The following is a 16,426-nucleotide window of genomic DNA, read 5'->3' as shown; positions in this document are numbered from 1 at the left end:
CATGAGTGAGGACGACGAGGACGAGTTCGCCGAGGACGACGACTTCGAGGACGAGGAAGACGCCGACGACCTCTTCGCCGTCACGCCGGAGCCGCGCACGGTGTGCCACCTGTGCGGAGGAGCCAGCTACATCGCGGCACCCACGCTCGCGCTCATCGGAGGCGCGCCGCGGACCGTCGACAACGGGCGGGAGTGCCCGCACTGCAACGGCGCGCGGACGTTCAACGGGCTGATCCCGCCGCTCTAGCCGCGTCGTGCCAGCCGAGGAAGTCGTCGACGCTCAGGCGCGCGATCTCCTCGCCGATGACGTCGAGGGCCAGGTCCGAGGCGCGTTTGAAGCGGATGCAGGACTTGCCCATGTCCAGCTTCTTGCCGGTGGCCTCGTAGCGCTCGCGGAACGACTCCTCGCCTGGGCCCATCACCGTGGTGAGGTAGACAGAGTAGTAGTTCTTCTGGGCGGCCAGGGCCACATAGGAGAGGGGCTGTTTGTTGTAGGTCGGGCCGCTGACCTCCAGCGGCACGAACCACGTGATCATTCCCCACATCACGCCCTCGACGTAGCCGTCGGGCAGGCTGGCGAGAATGACGTCGCGCACAGCGCTGACCTCGGCACGCCTCTCATCAGGCAGTTCGGCGAGGTACTCGGCGACCGTCGAGGCTTTGCTCTGGACCATGCGCGTACGGTAATCGCTCGTGGAGGTCCTGACCCGAGCCGAATGGCACGAATTGCGCGAGGCGCACGTCGCACGCATGAGGCGGTTCACGGGTCCGCATCAGGAACGGAAGCTTCGCAAGGAGAAGCACCCGGTGATGGACTTCCTCTTCACGTACTACAGCCATCGGCCCGTGCGGCTTGAACGGTGGCATCCGGGGCCGGGTGTCGTCCTCGAGGACGCGGCGGAGTACCTGGAGTTTCCGCACTACAAGGCCACGCCGGACGGTGTCGTGCTCGACGTCGAGAGCTTCCTGGGGCAGCGCGCGAAGACTGTCGATTTCGTGCGGCAGCTGCTCACGGCGACGCTCAGCCGGCCGCCGCGGCTCGGGTGTTTCGGGCTGCACGAGTGGGCCATGGTCTACCGGCAGGAACCCGAGGAGATCAGGCACAACGCGTGGCCGCTGCGGCTCGGCAGCGATGGGACCGATCGGGTGGTGGAGGCCAGCCGGATCCAGTGCGGGCACTTCGACGCGTTCCGATTCTTCACGCAGCCCGCGCGGCCTCGCAACGCCCTCCAGCCCACGCGTGAAGACCAGGTCGCGAACGAGCAGCCGGGGTGCCTGCACGCGAACATGGACCTCTTCAAGTGGGCCCATCCTACAAGGCTTGTCCAGCAGTCCACACAGGTGCTTTGACCAGGCAAAACATGTAGTGCCCCCGATGGGAGTCGAACCCACAACACAACCCTTTTAAGGGGTCTGCCTCTGCCGGTTGGGCTACGGGGGCACAGAAGACCCTAAGGGCCGTACACAATCCTGTGAGGGGCCAAACGGGGCAAGATCAGAGGGTGGCCAGAGAGTCCAAACGCTTACGGCACTGGGAAACGGCGTTCGCCCGGTCCGGACCGAACATGGAGACGGCTAGCTCAAGTCGTTGCCCCGCAAGGGGAACAGCCCTCTTCTCACCCTTGAGTGCCAGCACATGAAACGCCCTGCCTGCATCCCTGTGAGCGTGCGCCTCATGACCCGAGACGTACGGCCTGTTGACCTCAGGAAGGTTGCTCAGCTCGACCCTGGACCATGCCTCGTCGGCAAGCCCTACATACCTCACGGTTCCTTGCCAGTCCCCTAGCGTGGCTGCTGCCAGAGAAGCAACGCCGTTGGCGGTGAACTGATGAACGGGTTCCTTGGGAGACAAGGAATCCAGCAACGTAAGGGCTTCCTGAGGGTGGCCCATACCAACCTTGTGCTTGGCAAGATCGACGCTCACCGCTGCGTGTAGCCCGTGGTCGTGCTTCGACAGGTCAAGTGCCGTGGTGTAGGCCGTGGTTGCTTGGGTCTTGCGTCCGGCCTCTGACAAGGACCACCCCAGACGGTTAGCCAGACGTGCGGCCTGCCATGACAGTCCCTTTCGGACGTTGTCAGGCATCGACTGGTTGAGAAGCCCCTCAGTCCAGCCCCAGTGAGACCTAGCCATGTCTGCGATAGCCATGCCGCCATGCCTCAACCCAAGGGCTGTAACCACGTTTACCGCCTGTGAGAGCAGCTCGACGTCAGTCACCCCCACCGAGTGCCGTTCGTGGCTCAGGGAGACGTTCAGGGCTTGTTCGTAGGCCCGTATGTGTTCGGGACCGATCGACCGTTTTCCGGTTTCCAGGTGGCCTAGGTACGCCTTACTGAAGTGGGTTCGCCGAGACATCTCACTCAGGCTGACACCAGCCGCCACGCGTGCGGTTCGTAGATCTGCCCCGTTCACAGGCCACCCCTCGATTTGTAGACGGCTGTAGACGCTCTGAGCAGCATATATGAGCCTGCCATGGGTTGGAATGGGACCAGAGCGGTTCCCGTCGTTGAACCACCCTCGATCAGCGGCGGGGACTGCTCACCCAGTCGAGTTATAGCGGTAAGGGGTCGGAATGCCTGGGGTGGTGATCACGATGGATGGTGTTGAGGATGCGATGCAGAACCTTCGAGAAACCTTCGGGGATGACGAGGAGGCCATCCGTCGAATAGTGCGGTTCAGGATCAATCGGCTCATGACCAACGCCAAGGTGACCAAGCACCCGCAGGTAGCCGTTCGATTGCGAAAGAGGGCACAGCAGTACATGAACGCCATAGGGGATCTGTGATGGCTGGGGATATCCTCTTGGCTGTACTGGTCACGTCGGCTGTCTTCGTGACCGGATACGTCTGGTGGTCTCACTTCAAGGAGACCCGCATCTATTACCGGCTATGGGTATGGGCATGGAAGCGAAAGCGATAGGCGAATTTCTCCTCTCATTGGCAACACCGCTGATAGGTGGTCTGGTCGCACTAGTTCTGGTCGCTGTCATCGCCGCCACGGTTGAGGCAATCGACAACAAACGGCAAGACTCACGAAACAACCAGGAAGAGACCCCCTGAATGGCATACACAGGCGGAAACGACGTTTGCTGCTGTATCTGGATCGTGTGACAACTAAGGACAGGCCATTACGCCCTACCCAGAGAGCCTCTGAGCCGTTTTTACGCCCGCCTAGGGTGGTCATACCCGAGAAGGGGTTCAACGCCTCAAATCGCTTAATGGACAGCAGGAATCAAATACGCCCTGGAGACCCGGCTTACTTAAGCCGGGTCCTTTGTTTTGGGCTCGACTTCCACGAGTCGCAGATTCTCACGCTGACAGTTCAACCTGTCCCCGTCTACGTGCTCCACACGGAAACCGTCAGGCGGGCTCATGAGGAAGTCATGCAGAGACTCACGAGCCGTTCTGCCGTCATCATTCTTGTACTTCCTCAACGCGTAGACCTGATTAGTGAACGAGGCTTCCCAAGTGTGCTCACATACTCGTTCGTAGTCCTCATCATCAACCAGGGCCACGAAACCACGATTGAGTTCAACTTCCCTCACCACAAGCACAACAACAGGCGGCGGATTCCAGTGGATCGAGTTCTCATTGATCTCTACTGGCGACTCTAGAACAGCTCGGAACAAAAGTGAGATCCTGACAGGGTCTTCTACGGGTGATTCAAGGATGTCATTCACCACGTCGTCTACCGCATCGTCTAGATGATCTGACATGCCGGAGTAATCGGGCTGGGAGTCAAGCCTGAGCCTGAGGTGATCCACGACCGGAACAAGTGCAGCGATCTTCGCGTGCTTCTTTCCTACGTCTGTGTCGTTTCTGACCGTCGCATGGCCAGGACGTCCCTTTTCGCGTGGCATCAGGAACCACTCGCCCTCTTGTTCTTGGCACGGGCAATCAGATCAACCACGTTGGGGTCTACCGCAGGCTCGTTCTTGGCGTTAGGAAGCTCTCCGATCACATCATGGAGCTTCAAAGTCCTGTATAGCGTGTTGATCGTGGTCAGTTGCTGTCGCATCTCAGGCAACAGGGGATTGATGACCGTACTTCCATGCGAACCTGGAATCAGGAAGTCACCATCACGCTTCAAGGCGTCTTCTAGCTCATCAACCCGAGTGAGGGCACGACATAGCTTTGCAAGAATCGTCCTCTCATAATCACTGATAGGCGTGGCCCCGTGAACATGCTCCCAGAAAGCCACTGCATCGTCATTGAGACCGTCTGGCGCGGGTGGTACGTAGATATCCACGTCTGAGCCGGTACCTGAATCACTCATTTCACATCTCCCAACTACTTTTAGTTAACTTCAACTACCCTTTAACTGCCTCGCGATCGGCCGAACGCTATACGCACCGGTCAAGAGAGGGGGTACCGGGTATAGCCCCCCATACCTTTTGCCAGAAAGGCGTCTTAATGCCCTCCCGTAAGCCACACACAGCCACGCTCTCCCCTCTCCCTATACCCACGTCTACCCACTATCTCTACGTAGGTCCACAGGGGCTCTCAGGGGTGTTGTGTGCATGTGTGTTCGCGCTCTTATTACGACGCTTTCCTAGTCGCGCCTCTACCTGTACAACCGCACGCCATGCATTTACCGCGTCTACAATCCCTAGTAGTGCGCTCAGCTCTGCTACAGACGCGTTGTCGCCCTTATTCAGGGCCATATCCACCTGTACGTCTGTGTACCTACAGAGAGCGCTGCAATGGGTGTAGTTAGCACCAGCCCGGATAGTCCCAGGACATGAGGTCCTCTTGCATGGGATTCGGTTAGTGGCCATTACCTTCCCGCCTTCCTGAAGAGTTCGAGTAGATGTTCTGCATGGGCCTCGTACTCGTCTGGGTTAGAGCCCTGTAGAAGCTCTGCGAATGTGGCAGCGTTCTTGAGAGGGATTCCCAGGGACACGGCTACGCCTAGCTTTTCGATACGTGCATGTGCCTGGTCTCGCTCCTGAGTGATTGTGGTGATGTCAGCCTGTAGGCCTTCAATCTGAGGTAGATATTCCTTGCCCAGTTCGTCCCTAGCCAGAGTGGGTGCGTTATCAATGCGAGCCTTATAGCGACTGACCTCCTTCTGTGCGTCTGCCTGAGCACGCTCCACTAGTGCCTGAGTTGCGATGAGATCCAACATCGGTCTAATCCTTTCCGAAGTGCAGTTGCATGCGAATCTTGTGCTTGTCCTTGTCCATTACCTTGACGTCCGCTACGTGCTTGCGGGCCTGTAGAACTGTCCTGGGTTCGTTGCGTGATCGACTGGGGTTGCTGTTACGCCGTGGTCGACGTCGTGGCATTTGGGATGGGTTCAATGGGTCTCCTTGCTGTTGGTCGTATGATCTGTCAGATCGGAAAGTTTGCAATTAAAGGAGTCGCGGTGGATGAATACGTGGTGAAACACGTAAGTGGGCCGATTTCTGAACCTGCCGTAGCTGCGGCCGAGGCCACAAAGGCAATCAATGAGATGGTGAGGCAGGGATGGCACTTTGTGTCGCTTGCTCCTGCGGCGTACGGGACCTATGTGACGTTCCGCAGGTAGAGGAACTTCCGTCAGGCCGCGGTGACATTTATTGCAGGTCAGACGGGGTGTGAGTATGACTTTCAGAAGGGAGGCTCATCCGAGGGAGGAGTGATACGAATCCAGCGATTCCAATCCTCTGGTTTCTCGTCTGTGAGAGGACGTCGGTAGAGGCTCATGGGCTCATCCCTGACGACTAGCGTTACACCCTCTGAGAACGCTTCACAGTGCAGGCGGTGAGCTTCTGGTGTCCTTATCTGTCCAGTGAGCTTCACGGCCTCTAAGCGGCTCCTGAGACTGAATGGAAACTTGTGCAGGCGACAGCACCACGGACACGAGCCGATCAGGACTGGATAGGTCCTAGTGTCGTTCTCTTGGTAGTGCGTGAACACCTCCATATCTACTGGCTTCATGGGACGTCCTCAGGGATGGTCGGAATGAACGTTGCCCAGATAGTCCAGTCGTCAGGGTGATGGTCAATGATCGCGAATAGGCCGACTTCAACCAAACGAGTCATTGACTGAATAGCTTCCTCAACGGTGCCACCGTTCAGTTCGGCAAGTTCCGCCATTGAGATGGTCATGTGCGGACCAGCGATAAGCGGGTTCTTGTGCACAGGCGCTCCTTACGGGTCGAGTGAGAAACCCTGCCAAATCTGACAGGGTTTGGGTGTTCAGACTAGAAAGCCTCTCAGAAGTGAGAGGGTTTGTTACTACACTAGACATACCCGGTGACGTTAAATGTCCACACGGAGTGTGGGAGCAACCTGCGGTTGCTCTTGCGATGACCTGGGATAATGCGAGAAAGACCAGCCCTAAGCTGGTCGTCTCTTAGGTCTACGAGTCTCTAGACTTACCATTAGACTATCGTTCCCCACATCTGAGAACCTTTAGTGAGAAGGTTTACGGGGTTTCCGCAGGTCAGCGGGCGTATTGGCCACTAAACCCTCTCAGAAGTGAGAAGGTTTATAGTTCACTGCCCTTCTTGTACCACGCAGGCAGTGAGGGCTTTAGGATCATGGGGTTCCGGTTGCCTCGACCACCCATAGCGTTGTCCAAGCGAACGAACAACCCGGCATCCAAAAGCTTCACCAGATTCCGGCTAAACGTGGAACGGCCCATCTTGCAGAGGTCAGCGGCAGTATCAATGGGTGCCTTGAAGACTCCCCGACCACCATACTTATCAGTGCCGTAAGCAAGAGTTGCCAGTCGTAGCGCCATAAACCCTTCAACCGAACCGATGTCCATCATGAAAACTGCCATCTGATGCTCATTCTGAGTGAAGTCGTCTCGGGTAGGACGGTTCTTGGTTGCCGAACCTGGGTGCTTCTCACCCTTGCGGGTCTGCTTGTCTGACCGGAACGGCTTTTCTGGGGGCTGAGCGGCTGAGACAGTCTGAGGTGCCCTGGGACTAGGCACAGCTGCCTTTGGAGGCTGTACAGGCTTCTGAGGGGCGAACGGGGTACGTACTAGTTGCCAACGGCCAAGGGTGTTCAGCTCCACCTTTCCCGCATCCCTGTGTCCGTCCATCAATGACCGCAGGCTGTCTAGCTTCGGATCAGGCGCGTTATCGCCGAACGGGTCAAACTCGGGGAGTTCTTGAGGAGACAGATACTGGACGTCACCGGACAGCTTTCGATAAATGTCCTCAAGACGGAGGCCCATAGTACTATTCGAAAGAATCTCCAATACCCTGTCAGCGTCGTTGTAGGAGTTAGTCTGGTCGGTCTGTACTGCGTTCGTCATTGGTTACCTCTTCTGCGCGGAGTTGCTGGTTGATTCGTGTGTTGCTGGTCAAGGGAACAACCTTTCGGCCTTTGCATCCTCGAACTACTTCAGTTTGCCAACGTCCCCATTTCTCGGGGGTCGGCTTAGGTGCTGACATGGTGAACACCTCCTCAGGTTGGTTTCGGTCACGCATTCCTGCGGTATACGACATAGGATCTCTCTCCTTCAGATTGGTTTTCTTCTACACAAGTTGGTTGTTGGCGAACGGTCCACTCACCGTGCGATAGGTGTAGCTCTCCAGGTCGAGGAAGGTTGCCGCTTCACAGTCGCCCTTGCGAACCCGGAACCATGTCTTTAGGTCGTGATTCAAGACCTCTACAAACGGCCCTTTGAGAGCCTTACCTAGCTCGTACCACTGACCACACCATTTGACTTGTGCAGGGATTGGGTCATTCACGCCTTACCTCCATACTTTGCAACCTTCTGTTCCTCAGTCATTGCAGGGCCACGCCAGACACCCTCACGGAAGGACATCAGAGGCTCACCCGTCTTGCCGTTCCTCATGGTCGCAGGGTCCTTACAAGAACCGTGGTCACCTTCTGCGGATCGGTGCAAGTCGAAAAGGGTGACCGTAGAAAACGTCTGATGGCAGCCACGGGCGGAGCAGTGACAGACCTTGGCTCCCTTCCACCTGGCATCACATCCACCGCATGTATTTAGACGGGGCCTCTTTGCCGTCAATGCGTCATTCTGAGCGACTTTTTCGTCTGGGTAGGGTGGTTGTACCGGCCAAGGGCTCTCAAGCCCTGAAAACGCGTTTGGGTGAGGCTCTAGCGTGGTGGTCGCGAACTGTGCTGTGGTCTGGGTCAGTTTCTCCATGTGGTCTTTCTCCTTTGCTTGGGCATGACAAAGCCTGCGGTTCGCGGGATCTCAGCAAAGCTGAATCCCTAAGCACCCGAACTACTCGGGTGCGACAAGCCGCAGGCCGCTACCCACTTCTATTCGGTTGCTTACTTGTTGAGCAGTACTGCCTTGCGCTTCTTTGCAGGGGGTGCAGATGCGCTGGCTGGGTTGCGGGCGAACTCACGTCGATACTCAGCCTCTTCCGGTGAGCAGATGTCGATATTGAAACCAGACAGTGAGATCACGCCCCAGATTCCCAGAGACCGAATCCTTTCCATACTGGTCACACCCTGACTCAGGCGACGGAAGTCGGTTGCGAGCGCATCGGCATCCCTGGACGATTCGACGTCGGAAACGAGCCATGCCACGGCGACCGAGGGACCCTCATCCGTCTTGTTGGCAATGGAGTACTGGTGTCCCACCGCGACCGCAACCATCTTGTACGGGTTCCATAGTGAGTCCAGAATCGGAACTGCACTTCGAAACGCCTCAATAGAATTCTGATCCTCAGGAGTCATCCATAGCGGGTTGATCTCATTTAGGTTCGGTGGAAGTCGGAGCGTGTTCAGCTCATACTCATCCACAACGGCATTCATCTTGTCGGTTAGCTCTTCCAGGAACCAGCCTGCATTGCGGTAGAACGCTCCCGAAACCCTGCCCTGCTGGATCGCCTCTGCCCGTGAGATGAATTCAGCATCAACGCTCGACTCGGCCCACTTAAGCCGTGCTTCCCTCAAAGCCTTTTCGAGATCCTGGGTAGGGGCCTGGCCAAGATCACGCATTGCGTTGTCACGGTCATGTCGGGTCTGTTCCGTCATTACTCGCAGGGTATCTACGCCCTTGATCTCGGAGGCCAGATCTTCCGGGATGGTTACTCCTACCGTCTTGAGCTGCTGTACTACGCCGCGTAGCTGAATCAGGGCTGCGTTGTCGTTGTTCGTCACGTGATGGTTCCTTTCGTCCTACGTCGGGTATGAAAAAACCAGGCGTGGCAGCCTGGTCATCGTGTGGTTCGTATGTGGTTGTGGTGGTGACTGACTTACTCGTCTTCAGTGACGTCCTGACCGCCGTTGCGAATTGCAGCGTATTTGATGTCGGAAAGCCTTTGAAAGTTTGGCTCAGCTTTGCCTGCCTTGCGAATATCCTTTAACGCTGATTGAGCACGAGAGCACGCTAGACATAGTCGACGGCCTCGTTTAAGCATGTATTTCGCCAAGTTGCGCTCATTAAACGGATGCCCATACTTGCAATGCGTCTTACGGGCCTCGTTGTGAGTACCATCCCTCAGCATGTCCCGCATGTTTTGGGCGTGAGTGCCGTAGCTCAGATTAGACACACTGTTGTCAGTGACGCCATTGGGTCCGTGCAGTACCTCCATACCGACTGGACGCGGCCCGATGAATACTTCTGCGACTAGCGTATGTATTGTCCGCTTTCGCATTTCGCCGCTTCGCCAGAGGCTGACCATAAGATGCCCGGTCAACTTGCTCCGTGTCGGCTTCATGACACGGCCTTTCCATCGCTTTGTCATTGGGTCTCCCCACCGGCTCATACATTCAATCTCACGGTCAAGGGAACGCACGCGGCCATGATCACTTACCTGATACAGTCCCTCGTATTCGGGGATATCCCCCCACAACTCTTTAGCCACCGTTGCACCTTCCCTCCTTCTCTCGCAGAGCCTGTGACGCCTTACGGCGGTAATTCCTTTGGTAATCGTTGTAGCACTGTCGGCATCTTGGGTTGTTCCCAGAGTTGTACGTGTTCAGAGCAGTACGTTCGTGCCCACACCTGAACGTGTCGGTGGCCATTAGTACCCCTTCCCTTGTTGCAGTAAGTAGCCGATTGGTAGCTGATTAGTGATCAGTAGGAGCGCAAACTAAAAATCCTCCAAGCTCTATGAGCATGGAGGTACGTATATGGGTTGAGTGAGATGGTCTCTCACCCTGTACTAGACCGGGGAACCGCCCAACTGCCCTGTATGTGTGATGCACCTCACATCAGTATCTGCGTTTCCCCCAGGTCACTTTTACAGGGCGTTTGGGGGTGCCAGTGGCGAGCCCGGAAAGACGTCTCACCCTGTACTAGGTGTCATCCAGCTGGGACCATGACACTGGTGTGACTAGTCCCTCAACCTGTATATGACCGGGCACAAGCACATCTGCCCTGTGTATGTGACGCACCTCGCCACCATAGACATGCATTGGTATTATCGCAGTCCCGTTGCCGGCTTGGGCATCGTGCCTGGTCAAGGGGTTTTGGCTCAGTCGGTGACCTCACGTCTGCGGTACATTGGTCCAGTTCCTGAACGGTAGCTCGGGTCTGCCCAATTTCCGGTGGCTCGAACGAACCGCAGGCACGTACTCCAATGGCTGAGCAACCCAACCACCGATGCCATTCATTCAACCCATAGAGGCCCTTTCTGGGGCCTCTGCACCCATCCATTGACCTCGGGGGTTCCTGCGGTGAGGTCTGAGGGTGGAGGTCACTCCAGCGGTTGAGTAGGTAGTCCATCCCCTACGGGGATGAGCCGCGCGTGTGGACGCACACGAGCCTCTACTACGCGCACGCGGGAAAGGTGACTTCTCAACGTCATCGGGTACTCAGTTGGTGAGACCTCAACGTCACTGAGGGCTGCCAGCACCACCCGAAAGTGACTGAAGTCGTTGTGCGCCAAGGGTTTCAGCCTGTTGGTGACTGTGCAGGCTGAGCCTGGTCCGGGGGTTCAGGGCTTATACCCGTGGTCAAGGTCGAGTGCAAGACCCTCGTTTAAGCCCCTCAGTTCAACGCTGCGCCACTGGAGCCCGGTTCCGGGTACGGTTTGGTGGTCGCGGACCTTCAAGCGCTTAGAGAGGCTCTCAGGGCTTGTTCCTGCTTGCGTCCGGCCTGTGTCGGCACACGCGGTCGCCGAGCTGCTGTCTGACAGGGCTCGACACAGGGTGCGGTGTCACCATGCCCAGACCAGCAACGTGAAGCGGGTGAGTCTCATGAGCGTGACCAGGTGTGGCCATGCCCTCTTGGTGGTCGGGTTGGTGCTGGTGTCAGCCTGCGGAGCGGCACCCGACAACGGCTCTGAGTCGGCGGGGGATGTTCGTCTTCAAGACAAATTCTCAGCGTCAATAGAGGCTATAGATCGACGACTCACGCCGTGTAATGCGTCGGAACCCTGCAAGACCGACTATGACCCAATGGCAGAGGTGGCCGTTGACCTCAGGTCCGAGATAGACAAACACCCCGACAGCCGTAGATATAGTGAGGTTCGTGCTGCTGCAAGCTCCATCATCAGATCTGCGTCCGAGTACAACCTGAACAAATGCAAGAGTGGGTTTAAGACCACCGTCAAGTACTACCCGGATGTCACATGCTCTGCATTATGGTCCGGTTTTCGCTCAGACTGGGACGCGTTAAAAGCCCGTCTGCGCATTGCCGATCTAGGCACATCATCAGGTGGATGACATACGCACCCTCATAGCCAATTATGGGCTTCCACGGTGCAATCATTGCAATCTCCCCTGCATGAGAAAGAGGGCCGCCATTGGGCGACCCTCTAGACGATTTGGTACTATTGACTTGCCATTGGGGTAGTTAGCGGCTATCCCAATGGTCCTTTTATGCGGATACCAGTTGCAGAGCCTTTCCGCTCTCCAGGAATTCCTTACGAATCATCCGTGCCCATCGGTCGGACCGGTCGAACCTCGCTGCCAATTCAACGGCAGTAGTGTTGGGGTTGGCGGTCAGATATGCGAGCGCTTCCGCCTTGACCGAAGTTCCGCCTTGAGTTGCCGGGGACTTCCGGGGACTCGACTTCCGCACTGGTGAGGCTGCCACCGGCAATGGGAGCACTTCCGGGGTTTCCGCTTGTGGCACTTCCGCTACTTCCGGAACTTCCACGGGTTCGGCAATGACCACTGCTTCCGTCTCTGCCGTTTCCGGCACTGCGGCTACTTCCTCGGCTGTTTCCGGAACGGAAGTGTGGGCAACACTCAGCCTGAGGACTTCCTCAAACGAGAGTGCTAGGGCAATGGCAGGCCACGCACCGACGATTGCGGCAAGGATGTCTTGACCAGTTCCGGTAAGTCCACCCACAAAGGGTGATGCGATGTTCGCGGCAACCGACGCGGTAAGGCCAACGGCCAGGCTCAGCTTGGTCATGCCATGAACCTTCCGGCCCTGCCACTTTGCCACGAATGCGGAAAGACTGGCGGAAACCAACAGGCCGTCTGCGGAAAGTGGCACAAGCTTGGCAATCCAGGATTGTTCGCCTGCGGCAACGGCAACCGTGTGCAGGTGGTCATAGGAAACGATTCCGGCAACCAGGGCAACTACGATGACTGCGACTACGGCAATCCAAAACAATGTCTTGTTCATGCTATTCCCCCTTCTAGTTGTTGTTGATGAGTTCGTTCAGCTCTTGGACTGTCAACTCCCAGGGAGACTCTTCAGACCGGAAGTCAGACGCGTCCTGGTCTTCCATTCGTTCAAGGATGTTGGCAGGGATGTAGAAACTTACTGGCGTCTTGCCCTTACCCAGATTGATAGTCAGAGCCCGAATACCCGAGTTGATGAGAAGCTGCCTGCGACCTTCCTGGTCGGCATAATCCCATTCCTGTGCGTAGGTCTTACCGGTCGGGACCATGCGCCACTCGGCTTCACGCTGAGGCAAGCTTTCAAGGTGAGCAATCCTGAGGTCTACAGAAGCGATTTGCTGAGTCAGTGCCTCTCGAACGGTGTTGGACTGTGCAGACATCATGGATGCCATGAGGCTATTGAGCGTGGCCTTAGCATCCATCAGCTCCACAGTGTGATTCTCGGCGGCTACATACTCGCGTCGCATTACCGTCTTGTCGCCAAGCAGAGTTAGAAAGGTCTGCTCAAACGCGTTTTCAAACTCGACTGCCTTCACGGACTTCCCGTGCTTCTTTGGGCAGTAGTAATACCTGTACTGCTTACCACTCATCATTTGTGCCCTGTGATGCATGTTGGCTTGGCATTCCTTACATCCAATGACACCCAGCAAAGGGCTTGCATCAGACGTCCGGTTGTTCACCTTGCCAATACGACGTTCCTGCAATGCGGATTGGATGCGGTGCCACGTCTCAAGCGAGATCAGGGGTTCGGCTTTGGTGATCTCGTTACCCTCAGGATCGAGCACAGGATTTCCCTCGTGGGAGACCACACCCAGCCACGCACGTGATTCCAGCGTCTTGAATATTGTCTGTGGGTTCCACTTGGCGCCCTTGACCTTGAGGCCCCGTACGTTGCGGAAGTGATCCCTAGGACTCAACACACCTTGCTCAGTCAACCCATCGGCAATGGACTGCACCGACTTACCGGCCAGAACATCAGACACAATCCGGTCTACGTGCTCTTGAGCAGTCGGGTCGATGACCAGTCGCCAACCACCCGTAGGAATGGGTTCAGGCATGTAGCCATAAGGAACTGCCTCACCATGCCAACGGCCAGACTTCCGGAGCTGTTCACGGCTTGCTAGGGCTCGTTCTTTGATGGTATTGCGTTCGACCTCCGCAAAGATGGCTGCAAGCTGAATCCACACCCTACCCATTTGGGTTTCGGAGTCGATCCCATCATCTACACAGACGATTCGTTTACCGTGCTTCTCACACCACTTCAAGAGCCTGAGCGTGTCTTCTGCTGACCTGGAAATACGGTCGAGCTTCCATGAGACCAGCACATCCCATTCATTGGCCTTGCCATCAGTCAGCCACTCCCCCAGCCCCGGACGATCAAACGGTGAGACTGCGCCGGACACATCAAGATCTTCGGTGACCTGGACAACCCGCGCGTCGTTGCCACCAGCCCAGTAGTGAATGCGTTGCTTCTGCCGCTCTGGGGACGTGCTCTCATCGGTTGTCCGACTAAGCCTCACGGCTCCCAGCACGCGAAGGACACCAGTTCGGGTTTTCGCCTTAGATGCCACCTGATTCGCTCCCTGTTGGTCAGTGCGTAGAGATCGAGTAGTGGGCACACTTGCCGCCGTGATCCCCTGAGCACCACGGGCACGGGGAGACCTGGGGGACGTTGCTGACTCCGCACCAACCGATCTCTCCATGCAGCTCGGTACGGAACACGGTCACGGCCTGCCTGCCGCAGGTGCACAGCTCGCCCTTGACTGCCCTACGTTCGTTGCTGGTCATCATCAGCCCCCTTGCTTGTAGGTTTCAACCACTTTGACCTCTTCAAGTGGGCCTACAAGATGGAGCCCGCCACGCCGTCCGACCTGGTCGCGGACTGCTTCGAGCTGGCAGCCGACGTGCGCGAGCTCGACATGCGGGCCTCGCCGTACGACCTGGCTGGACTCGGGTACGACCCCGTGCCGATCGAGACCCCCGACGGGCGGGCGGAGTACGCGCGGCAGCAGGCGGCGTTCGCCGAGCGGGCACGACCGTTGCGAGAACGGCTCGTGTTCGTGTGCCAGTCGATACTTACAGTGACTTCACTTCGCTGAGCGAGTTCACCTGTTAGCGTGATTGGCGGTCGTCGGGGGCCGCTGAGTAGTTGTGAGGGATCGATGTCTCGACACCGCGCGCTGCGGGCGAGGGTGCGGCGCGGGATCGCCAAGTGGCCCGTGCTCATCGTCGTGTTCGTCGTGCTGATCGGCCTCGGGTACCTGGCGTGGTCGTGGGCCGGTGGCGTGCTCGACAGCCGGGCCAGGGCCCTGGCCCAGAACTGCAGCGAGGGCGACTCGGTGCTGCGCGTCGCCGCGACGCCGAGTGTTGCCGGGGCTGTTGCCGACGTCGCGCGCGCATGGAGCGCCACGCGGCCCGTTGTGTACGACCACTGCATCGCCATCGAGGTGACGTCACTGGACTCGTCCGCGGTGCTGGACGGGCTGACGACGACGTGGGACGAGACCAAGCTCGGCAAGCGGCCGCACGCGTGGCTGCCCGACTCGACGTTGTGGGCGAACCGGCTGAGCGCGCTCAACGCGAAGCTCGTCGGCGCGGCGCCCAAGTCCGTCGGCACCTCGCCCGTGCTGCTCGCGGCACCGGAGGCGGCGGCGCCCGTGCTGAAGGACTTCCGCTGGTCGGACATGCCCGAGGTGACGGACTGGAACAAGTTCGGCCAGTCGTGGGGACGGTTCAGCGTCGCCATGCCCGACCCGTCCGCGAACACGGCGTCCGCGCTCGCGATCCAGTCGGCGCTGGCCGAGGGCAGGGGTCCCGTCACGGCCGAGTCGCTCAACTCGGAGAGCGCCAAGGCGAAGCTCACGAAGCTCGCGGCCACGGTGCCGCCGGAGGTGCCGCCGACGACGCGCGACGCGTTGCGGCGCCTGGGTGACAGCGCGACGGTCAACGCGGCGGGCTTCAGCGTCACGCCGGTGTCCGAAGTGGACCTCTACAAGCACAACACCGGCAAGGAAGCCCCGTCGAAGCCGCTCGTGGGCGTGCTTCCGGTCGGACCGGCGCCGGTGGCGGACTTCCCGTACATCGCGCTGGGCGGCTCCGAGGTCGGCGAGGCGGAAGAGCGGGCGGCGCAGGCGTTCCGCGAGTTCATGACCGAGCCCGAGCAGCAGAAGATCCTGGCGAAGGGCGGGTTGCGGGTCGAGTCCACTCAGGACCGTCCGACGCCCTCCCCCGGCGTGTCCTGGGCCGCTGTCACGGAGAACCTCGTCGCCGCGGACGCGACCACCACGCAGCAGATCTCGTCGGCGTGGGCGTCGGCGGACCGCGGCGGGCAGGTCGTGACGGTGCTGGCCGACGTGTCGACGTCGATGAAACCCCGGCTGGACAAGGTGAAGGCCGCGCTGCGCGGCCAGATCGACAGATCGGTGTCCGGGTCGTTCGGGCTCTGGGAGTTCGCGCGGGACCTCGACGGCGCCAAGCCCTACAAGCAGCTCGTCGGGACCGGGCCGGTGGCGGAGAAGCGCGACGCGCTGCGCAGGGCCGTCGACGGGCTCAGGACGTCCGACGGGTCACAGCTCTACAGCTCGCTGGCGGCCTGCTACGAGGCCGCGCACGACGGCTTCGTGGCCGGGCGGGTCAACCGGGTCGTGGTGATCACCGACGGCACCTCGGACGGCGGGATCGACCTGGCGGCGTTGAAGAGCCGCCTGCACGGCAAGGACCTGGCCGTCAGCTTCATCGCCATCGGCGGTGAGGTCGACAAGGGCGCGCTGACCGACATCGCGCAGACCACCGGCGGTTCGGTGTCGGTGGTGGAGAACCCCGACGGGATCGAGGCGGCACTCGGCCAGGTGCTGTCGACGAACGCCTGACCGCGGTCAGAACGACGGAATCTGCTCCGGCAGGAGTCCTGCCTGAGCGTGCAA

16 protein-coding genes, 1 tRNA gene and 2 pseudogenes are annotated in these 16,426 nt (G+C 58.6%); 6 read left to right on the top strand and 13 right to left on the bottom strand.

Annotated features, from left to right (window positions below; all coding sequences use genetic code 11):
* Position 1: 1 nt before the first annotated feature.
* On the top strand, positions 2-247 hold the full coding sequence (locus tag C8D87_RS19790) for a hypothetical protein (protein ID WP_146771790.1): 246 nt from the start codon (positions 2-4) through the stop codon (positions 245-247).
* Here C8D87_RS19790 and C8D87_RS19785 read toward each other — a convergent pair.
* Positions 222-674: an iron chaperone gene (locus C8D87_RS19785; RefSeq protein WP_112227869.1), complete on the bottom strand. Its 453-nt coding sequence runs from the start codon at positions 672-674 to the stop codon at positions 222-224. The two genes, C8D87_RS19790 and C8D87_RS19785, sit on opposite strands and share 26 nt — an antisense overlap.
* Before the next feature lie 76 nt (positions 675-750).
* Between C8D87_RS19785 and C8D87_RS19780 the strand changes: the two are divergent.
* A pseudogene (locus C8D87_RS19780) lies at positions 751-1,311 on the top strand (3-methyladenine DNA glycosylase); the annotation flags it as partial.
* A 56-nt stretch (positions 1,312-1,367) separates the two neighbouring features.
* Here the strand turns inward: C8D87_RS19780 and C8D87_RS19775 are convergent.
* Both C8D87_RS19775 and C8D87_RS19770 read right to left on the bottom strand, forming a co-directional pair.
* Positions 1,368-1,441, bottom strand: a tRNA-Leu gene (locus tag C8D87_RS19775).
* A 54-nt stretch (positions 1,442-1,495) separates the two neighbouring features.
* A complete protein-coding gene (locus C8D87_RS19770; protein WP_267899873.1) occupies positions 1,496-2,410 on the bottom strand; it encodes a helix-turn-helix domain-containing protein in 915 nt (304 codons plus the stop codon).
* 160 nt (positions 2,411-2,570) lie between these two features.
* Here C8D87_RS19770 and C8D87_RS19765 point away from each other — a divergent pair, with 160 nt between their 5' ends.
* Entirely contained in the window at positions 2,571-2,783 is a 213-nt protein-coding gene (locus C8D87_RS19765) for a hypothetical protein (protein ID WP_146771788.1), read from the top strand.
* Positions 2,784-3,257: 474 nt separating this feature from the next.
* On the opposite strand, the gene C8D87_RS19760 is transcribed toward C8D87_RS19765, so the two are convergent.
* From C8D87_RS19760 to C8D87_RS45210, 3 genes are all read right to left on the bottom strand, one after another.
* A complete protein-coding gene (locus tag C8D87_RS19760; RefSeq protein WP_112227865.1) occupies positions 3,258-3,857 on the bottom strand; it encodes an HNH endonuclease in 600 nt (199 codons plus the stop codon).
* Positions 3,857-4,273 carry a hypothetical protein gene (locus tag C8D87_RS45215; protein ID WP_146771787.1) on the bottom strand — a complete coding sequence of 139 codons (417 nt, stop codon included), beginning with the start codon at positions 4,271-4,273 and terminating at the stop codon, positions 3,857-3,859. The genes C8D87_RS19760 and C8D87_RS45215 overlap by 1 nt, the downstream gene beginning before the upstream one ends.
* A 501-nt stretch (positions 4,274-4,774) precedes the next feature.
* A complete protein-coding gene (locus C8D87_RS45210; RefSeq protein WP_146771786.1) occupies positions 4,775-5,125 on the bottom strand; it encodes a PspA/IM30 family protein in 351 nt (116 codons plus the stop codon).
* 141 nt (positions 5,126-5,266) lie between these two features.
* On the opposite strand from C8D87_RS45210, the gene C8D87_RS45205 reads away from it, so the two are divergent.
* Entirely contained in the window at positions 5,267-5,527 is a 261-nt protein-coding gene (locus tag C8D87_RS45205; protein WP_146771785.1) for a hypothetical protein, read from the top strand.
* A gap of 388 nt (positions 5,528-5,915) precedes the next feature.
* On the opposite strand, the gene C8D87_RS19755 is transcribed toward C8D87_RS45205, so the two are convergent.
* From C8D87_RS19755 to C8D87_RS19740, 7 genes are all read right to left on the bottom strand, one after another.
* A complete protein-coding gene (locus tag C8D87_RS19755; protein WP_112227864.1) occupies positions 5,916-6,122 on the bottom strand; it encodes a hypothetical protein in 207 nt (68 codons plus the stop codon).
* A gap of 349 nt (positions 6,123-6,471) precedes the next feature.
* Entirely contained in the window at positions 6,472-7,251 is a 780-nt protein-coding gene (locus C8D87_RS45200; protein ID WP_146771784.1) for a hypothetical protein, read from the bottom strand.
* A 435-nt stretch (positions 7,252-7,686) separates the two neighbouring features.
* On the bottom strand, positions 7,687-8,112 hold the full coding sequence (locus C8D87_RS49405; protein ID WP_459178192.1) for an FDXHR family putative zinc-binding protein: 426 nt from the start codon (positions 8,110-8,112) through the stop codon (positions 7,687-7,689).
* Positions 8,113-8,243: 131 nt separating this feature from the next.
* Positions 8,244-9,080 (bottom strand): hypothetical protein, encoded by an 837-nt coding sequence (locus C8D87_RS45195; RefSeq protein ID WP_146771783.1) that lies wholly within the window; start codon positions 9,078-9,080, stop codon positions 8,244-8,246.
* Positions 9,081-9,175: 95 nt separating this feature from the next.
* Positions 9,176-9,787 (bottom strand): NUMOD4 domain-containing protein, encoded by a 612-nt coding sequence (locus C8D87_RS49210; RefSeq protein WP_112227863.1) that lies wholly within the window; start codon positions 9,785-9,787, stop codon positions 9,176-9,178.
* Positions 9,788-11,745: 1,958 nt separating this feature from the next.
* A complete protein-coding gene (locus tag C8D87_RS19745; protein ID WP_112227862.1) occupies positions 11,746-12,504 on the bottom strand; it encodes a DUF2637 domain-containing protein in 759 nt (252 codons plus the stop codon).
* 13 nt (positions 12,505-12,517) lie between these two features.
* Positions 12,518-14,074: a recombinase family protein gene (locus tag C8D87_RS19740; RefSeq protein ID WP_215732398.1), complete on the bottom strand. Its 1,557-nt coding sequence runs from the start codon at positions 14,072-14,074 to the stop codon at positions 12,518-12,520.
* Positions 14,075-14,320: 246 nt separating this feature from the next.
* Here C8D87_RS19740 and C8D87_RS19735 point away from each other — a divergent pair.
* Positions 14,321-14,602: pseudogene (locus tag C8D87_RS19735) on the top strand (3-methyladenine DNA glycosylase); the annotation flags it as partial.
* 63 nt (positions 14,603-14,665) lie between these two features.
* The gene (locus C8D87_RS19730; RefSeq protein ID WP_112227860.1) at positions 14,666-16,372 is read left to right on the top strand and encodes a substrate-binding domain-containing protein; all 1,707 of its coding nucleotides are present in this window, start codon (positions 14,666-14,668) and stop codon (positions 16,370-16,372) included.
* Positions 16,373-16,426: the final 54 nt, after the last annotated feature.

Origin of the sequence: Lentzea atacamensis, assembly GCF_003269295.1 — a bacterium.
Taxonomy (GTDB): domain Bacteria; phylum Actinomycetota; class Actinomycetes; order Mycobacteriales; family Pseudonocardiaceae; genus Lentzea; species Lentzea atacamensis.
The sequence above is the reverse complement of the archived record's forward strand: the minus strand, read 5'-3'. Positions and strand labels throughout refer to the sequence as shown.

Excerpts from the sequence above, each read along its gene's own strand:
- C8D87_RS19790 (WP_146771790.1), top strand. The coding sequence starts at position 2 with ATGAGTGAGGACGACGAGGACGAGTTCGCCGAGGACGACGACTTCGAG.
- C8D87_RS49405 (WP_459178192.1), bottom strand. The coding sequence starts at position 8,112 with ATGGAGAAACTGACCCAGACCACAGCACAGTTCGCGACCACCACGCTA.
- C8D87_RS45210 (WP_146771786.1), bottom strand. The coding sequence starts at position 5,125 with ATGTTGGATCTCATCGCAACTCAGGCACTAGTGGAGCGTGCTCAGGCA.
- C8D87_RS19730 (WP_112227860.1), top strand. The coding sequence starts at position 14,666 with ATGTCTCGACACCGCGCGCTGCGGGCGAGGGTGCGGCGCGGGATCGCC.
- C8D87_RS45200 (WP_146771784.1), bottom strand. The coding sequence starts at position 7,251 with ATGACGAACGCAGTACAGACCGACCAGACTAACTCCTACAACGACGCT.
- C8D87_RS45215 (WP_146771787.1), bottom strand. The coding sequence starts at position 4,273 with ATGAGTGATTCAGGTACCGGCTCAGACGTGGATATCTACGTACCACCC.
- C8D87_RS19785 (WP_112227869.1), bottom strand. The coding sequence starts at position 674 with ATGGTCCAGAGCAAAGCCTCGACGGTCGCCGAGTACCTCGCCGAACTG.
- C8D87_RS19765 (WP_146771788.1), top strand. The coding sequence starts at position 2,571 with ATGCCTGGGGTGGTGATCACGATGGATGGTGTTGAGGATGCGATGCAG.
- C8D87_RS19745 (WP_112227862.1), bottom strand. The coding sequence starts at position 12,504 with ATGAACAAGACATTGTTTTGGATTGCCGTAGTCGCAGTCATCGTAGTT.
- C8D87_RS19760 (WP_112227865.1), bottom strand. The coding sequence starts at position 3,857 with ATGCCACGCGAAAAGGGACGTCCTGGCCATGCGACGGTCAGAAACGAC.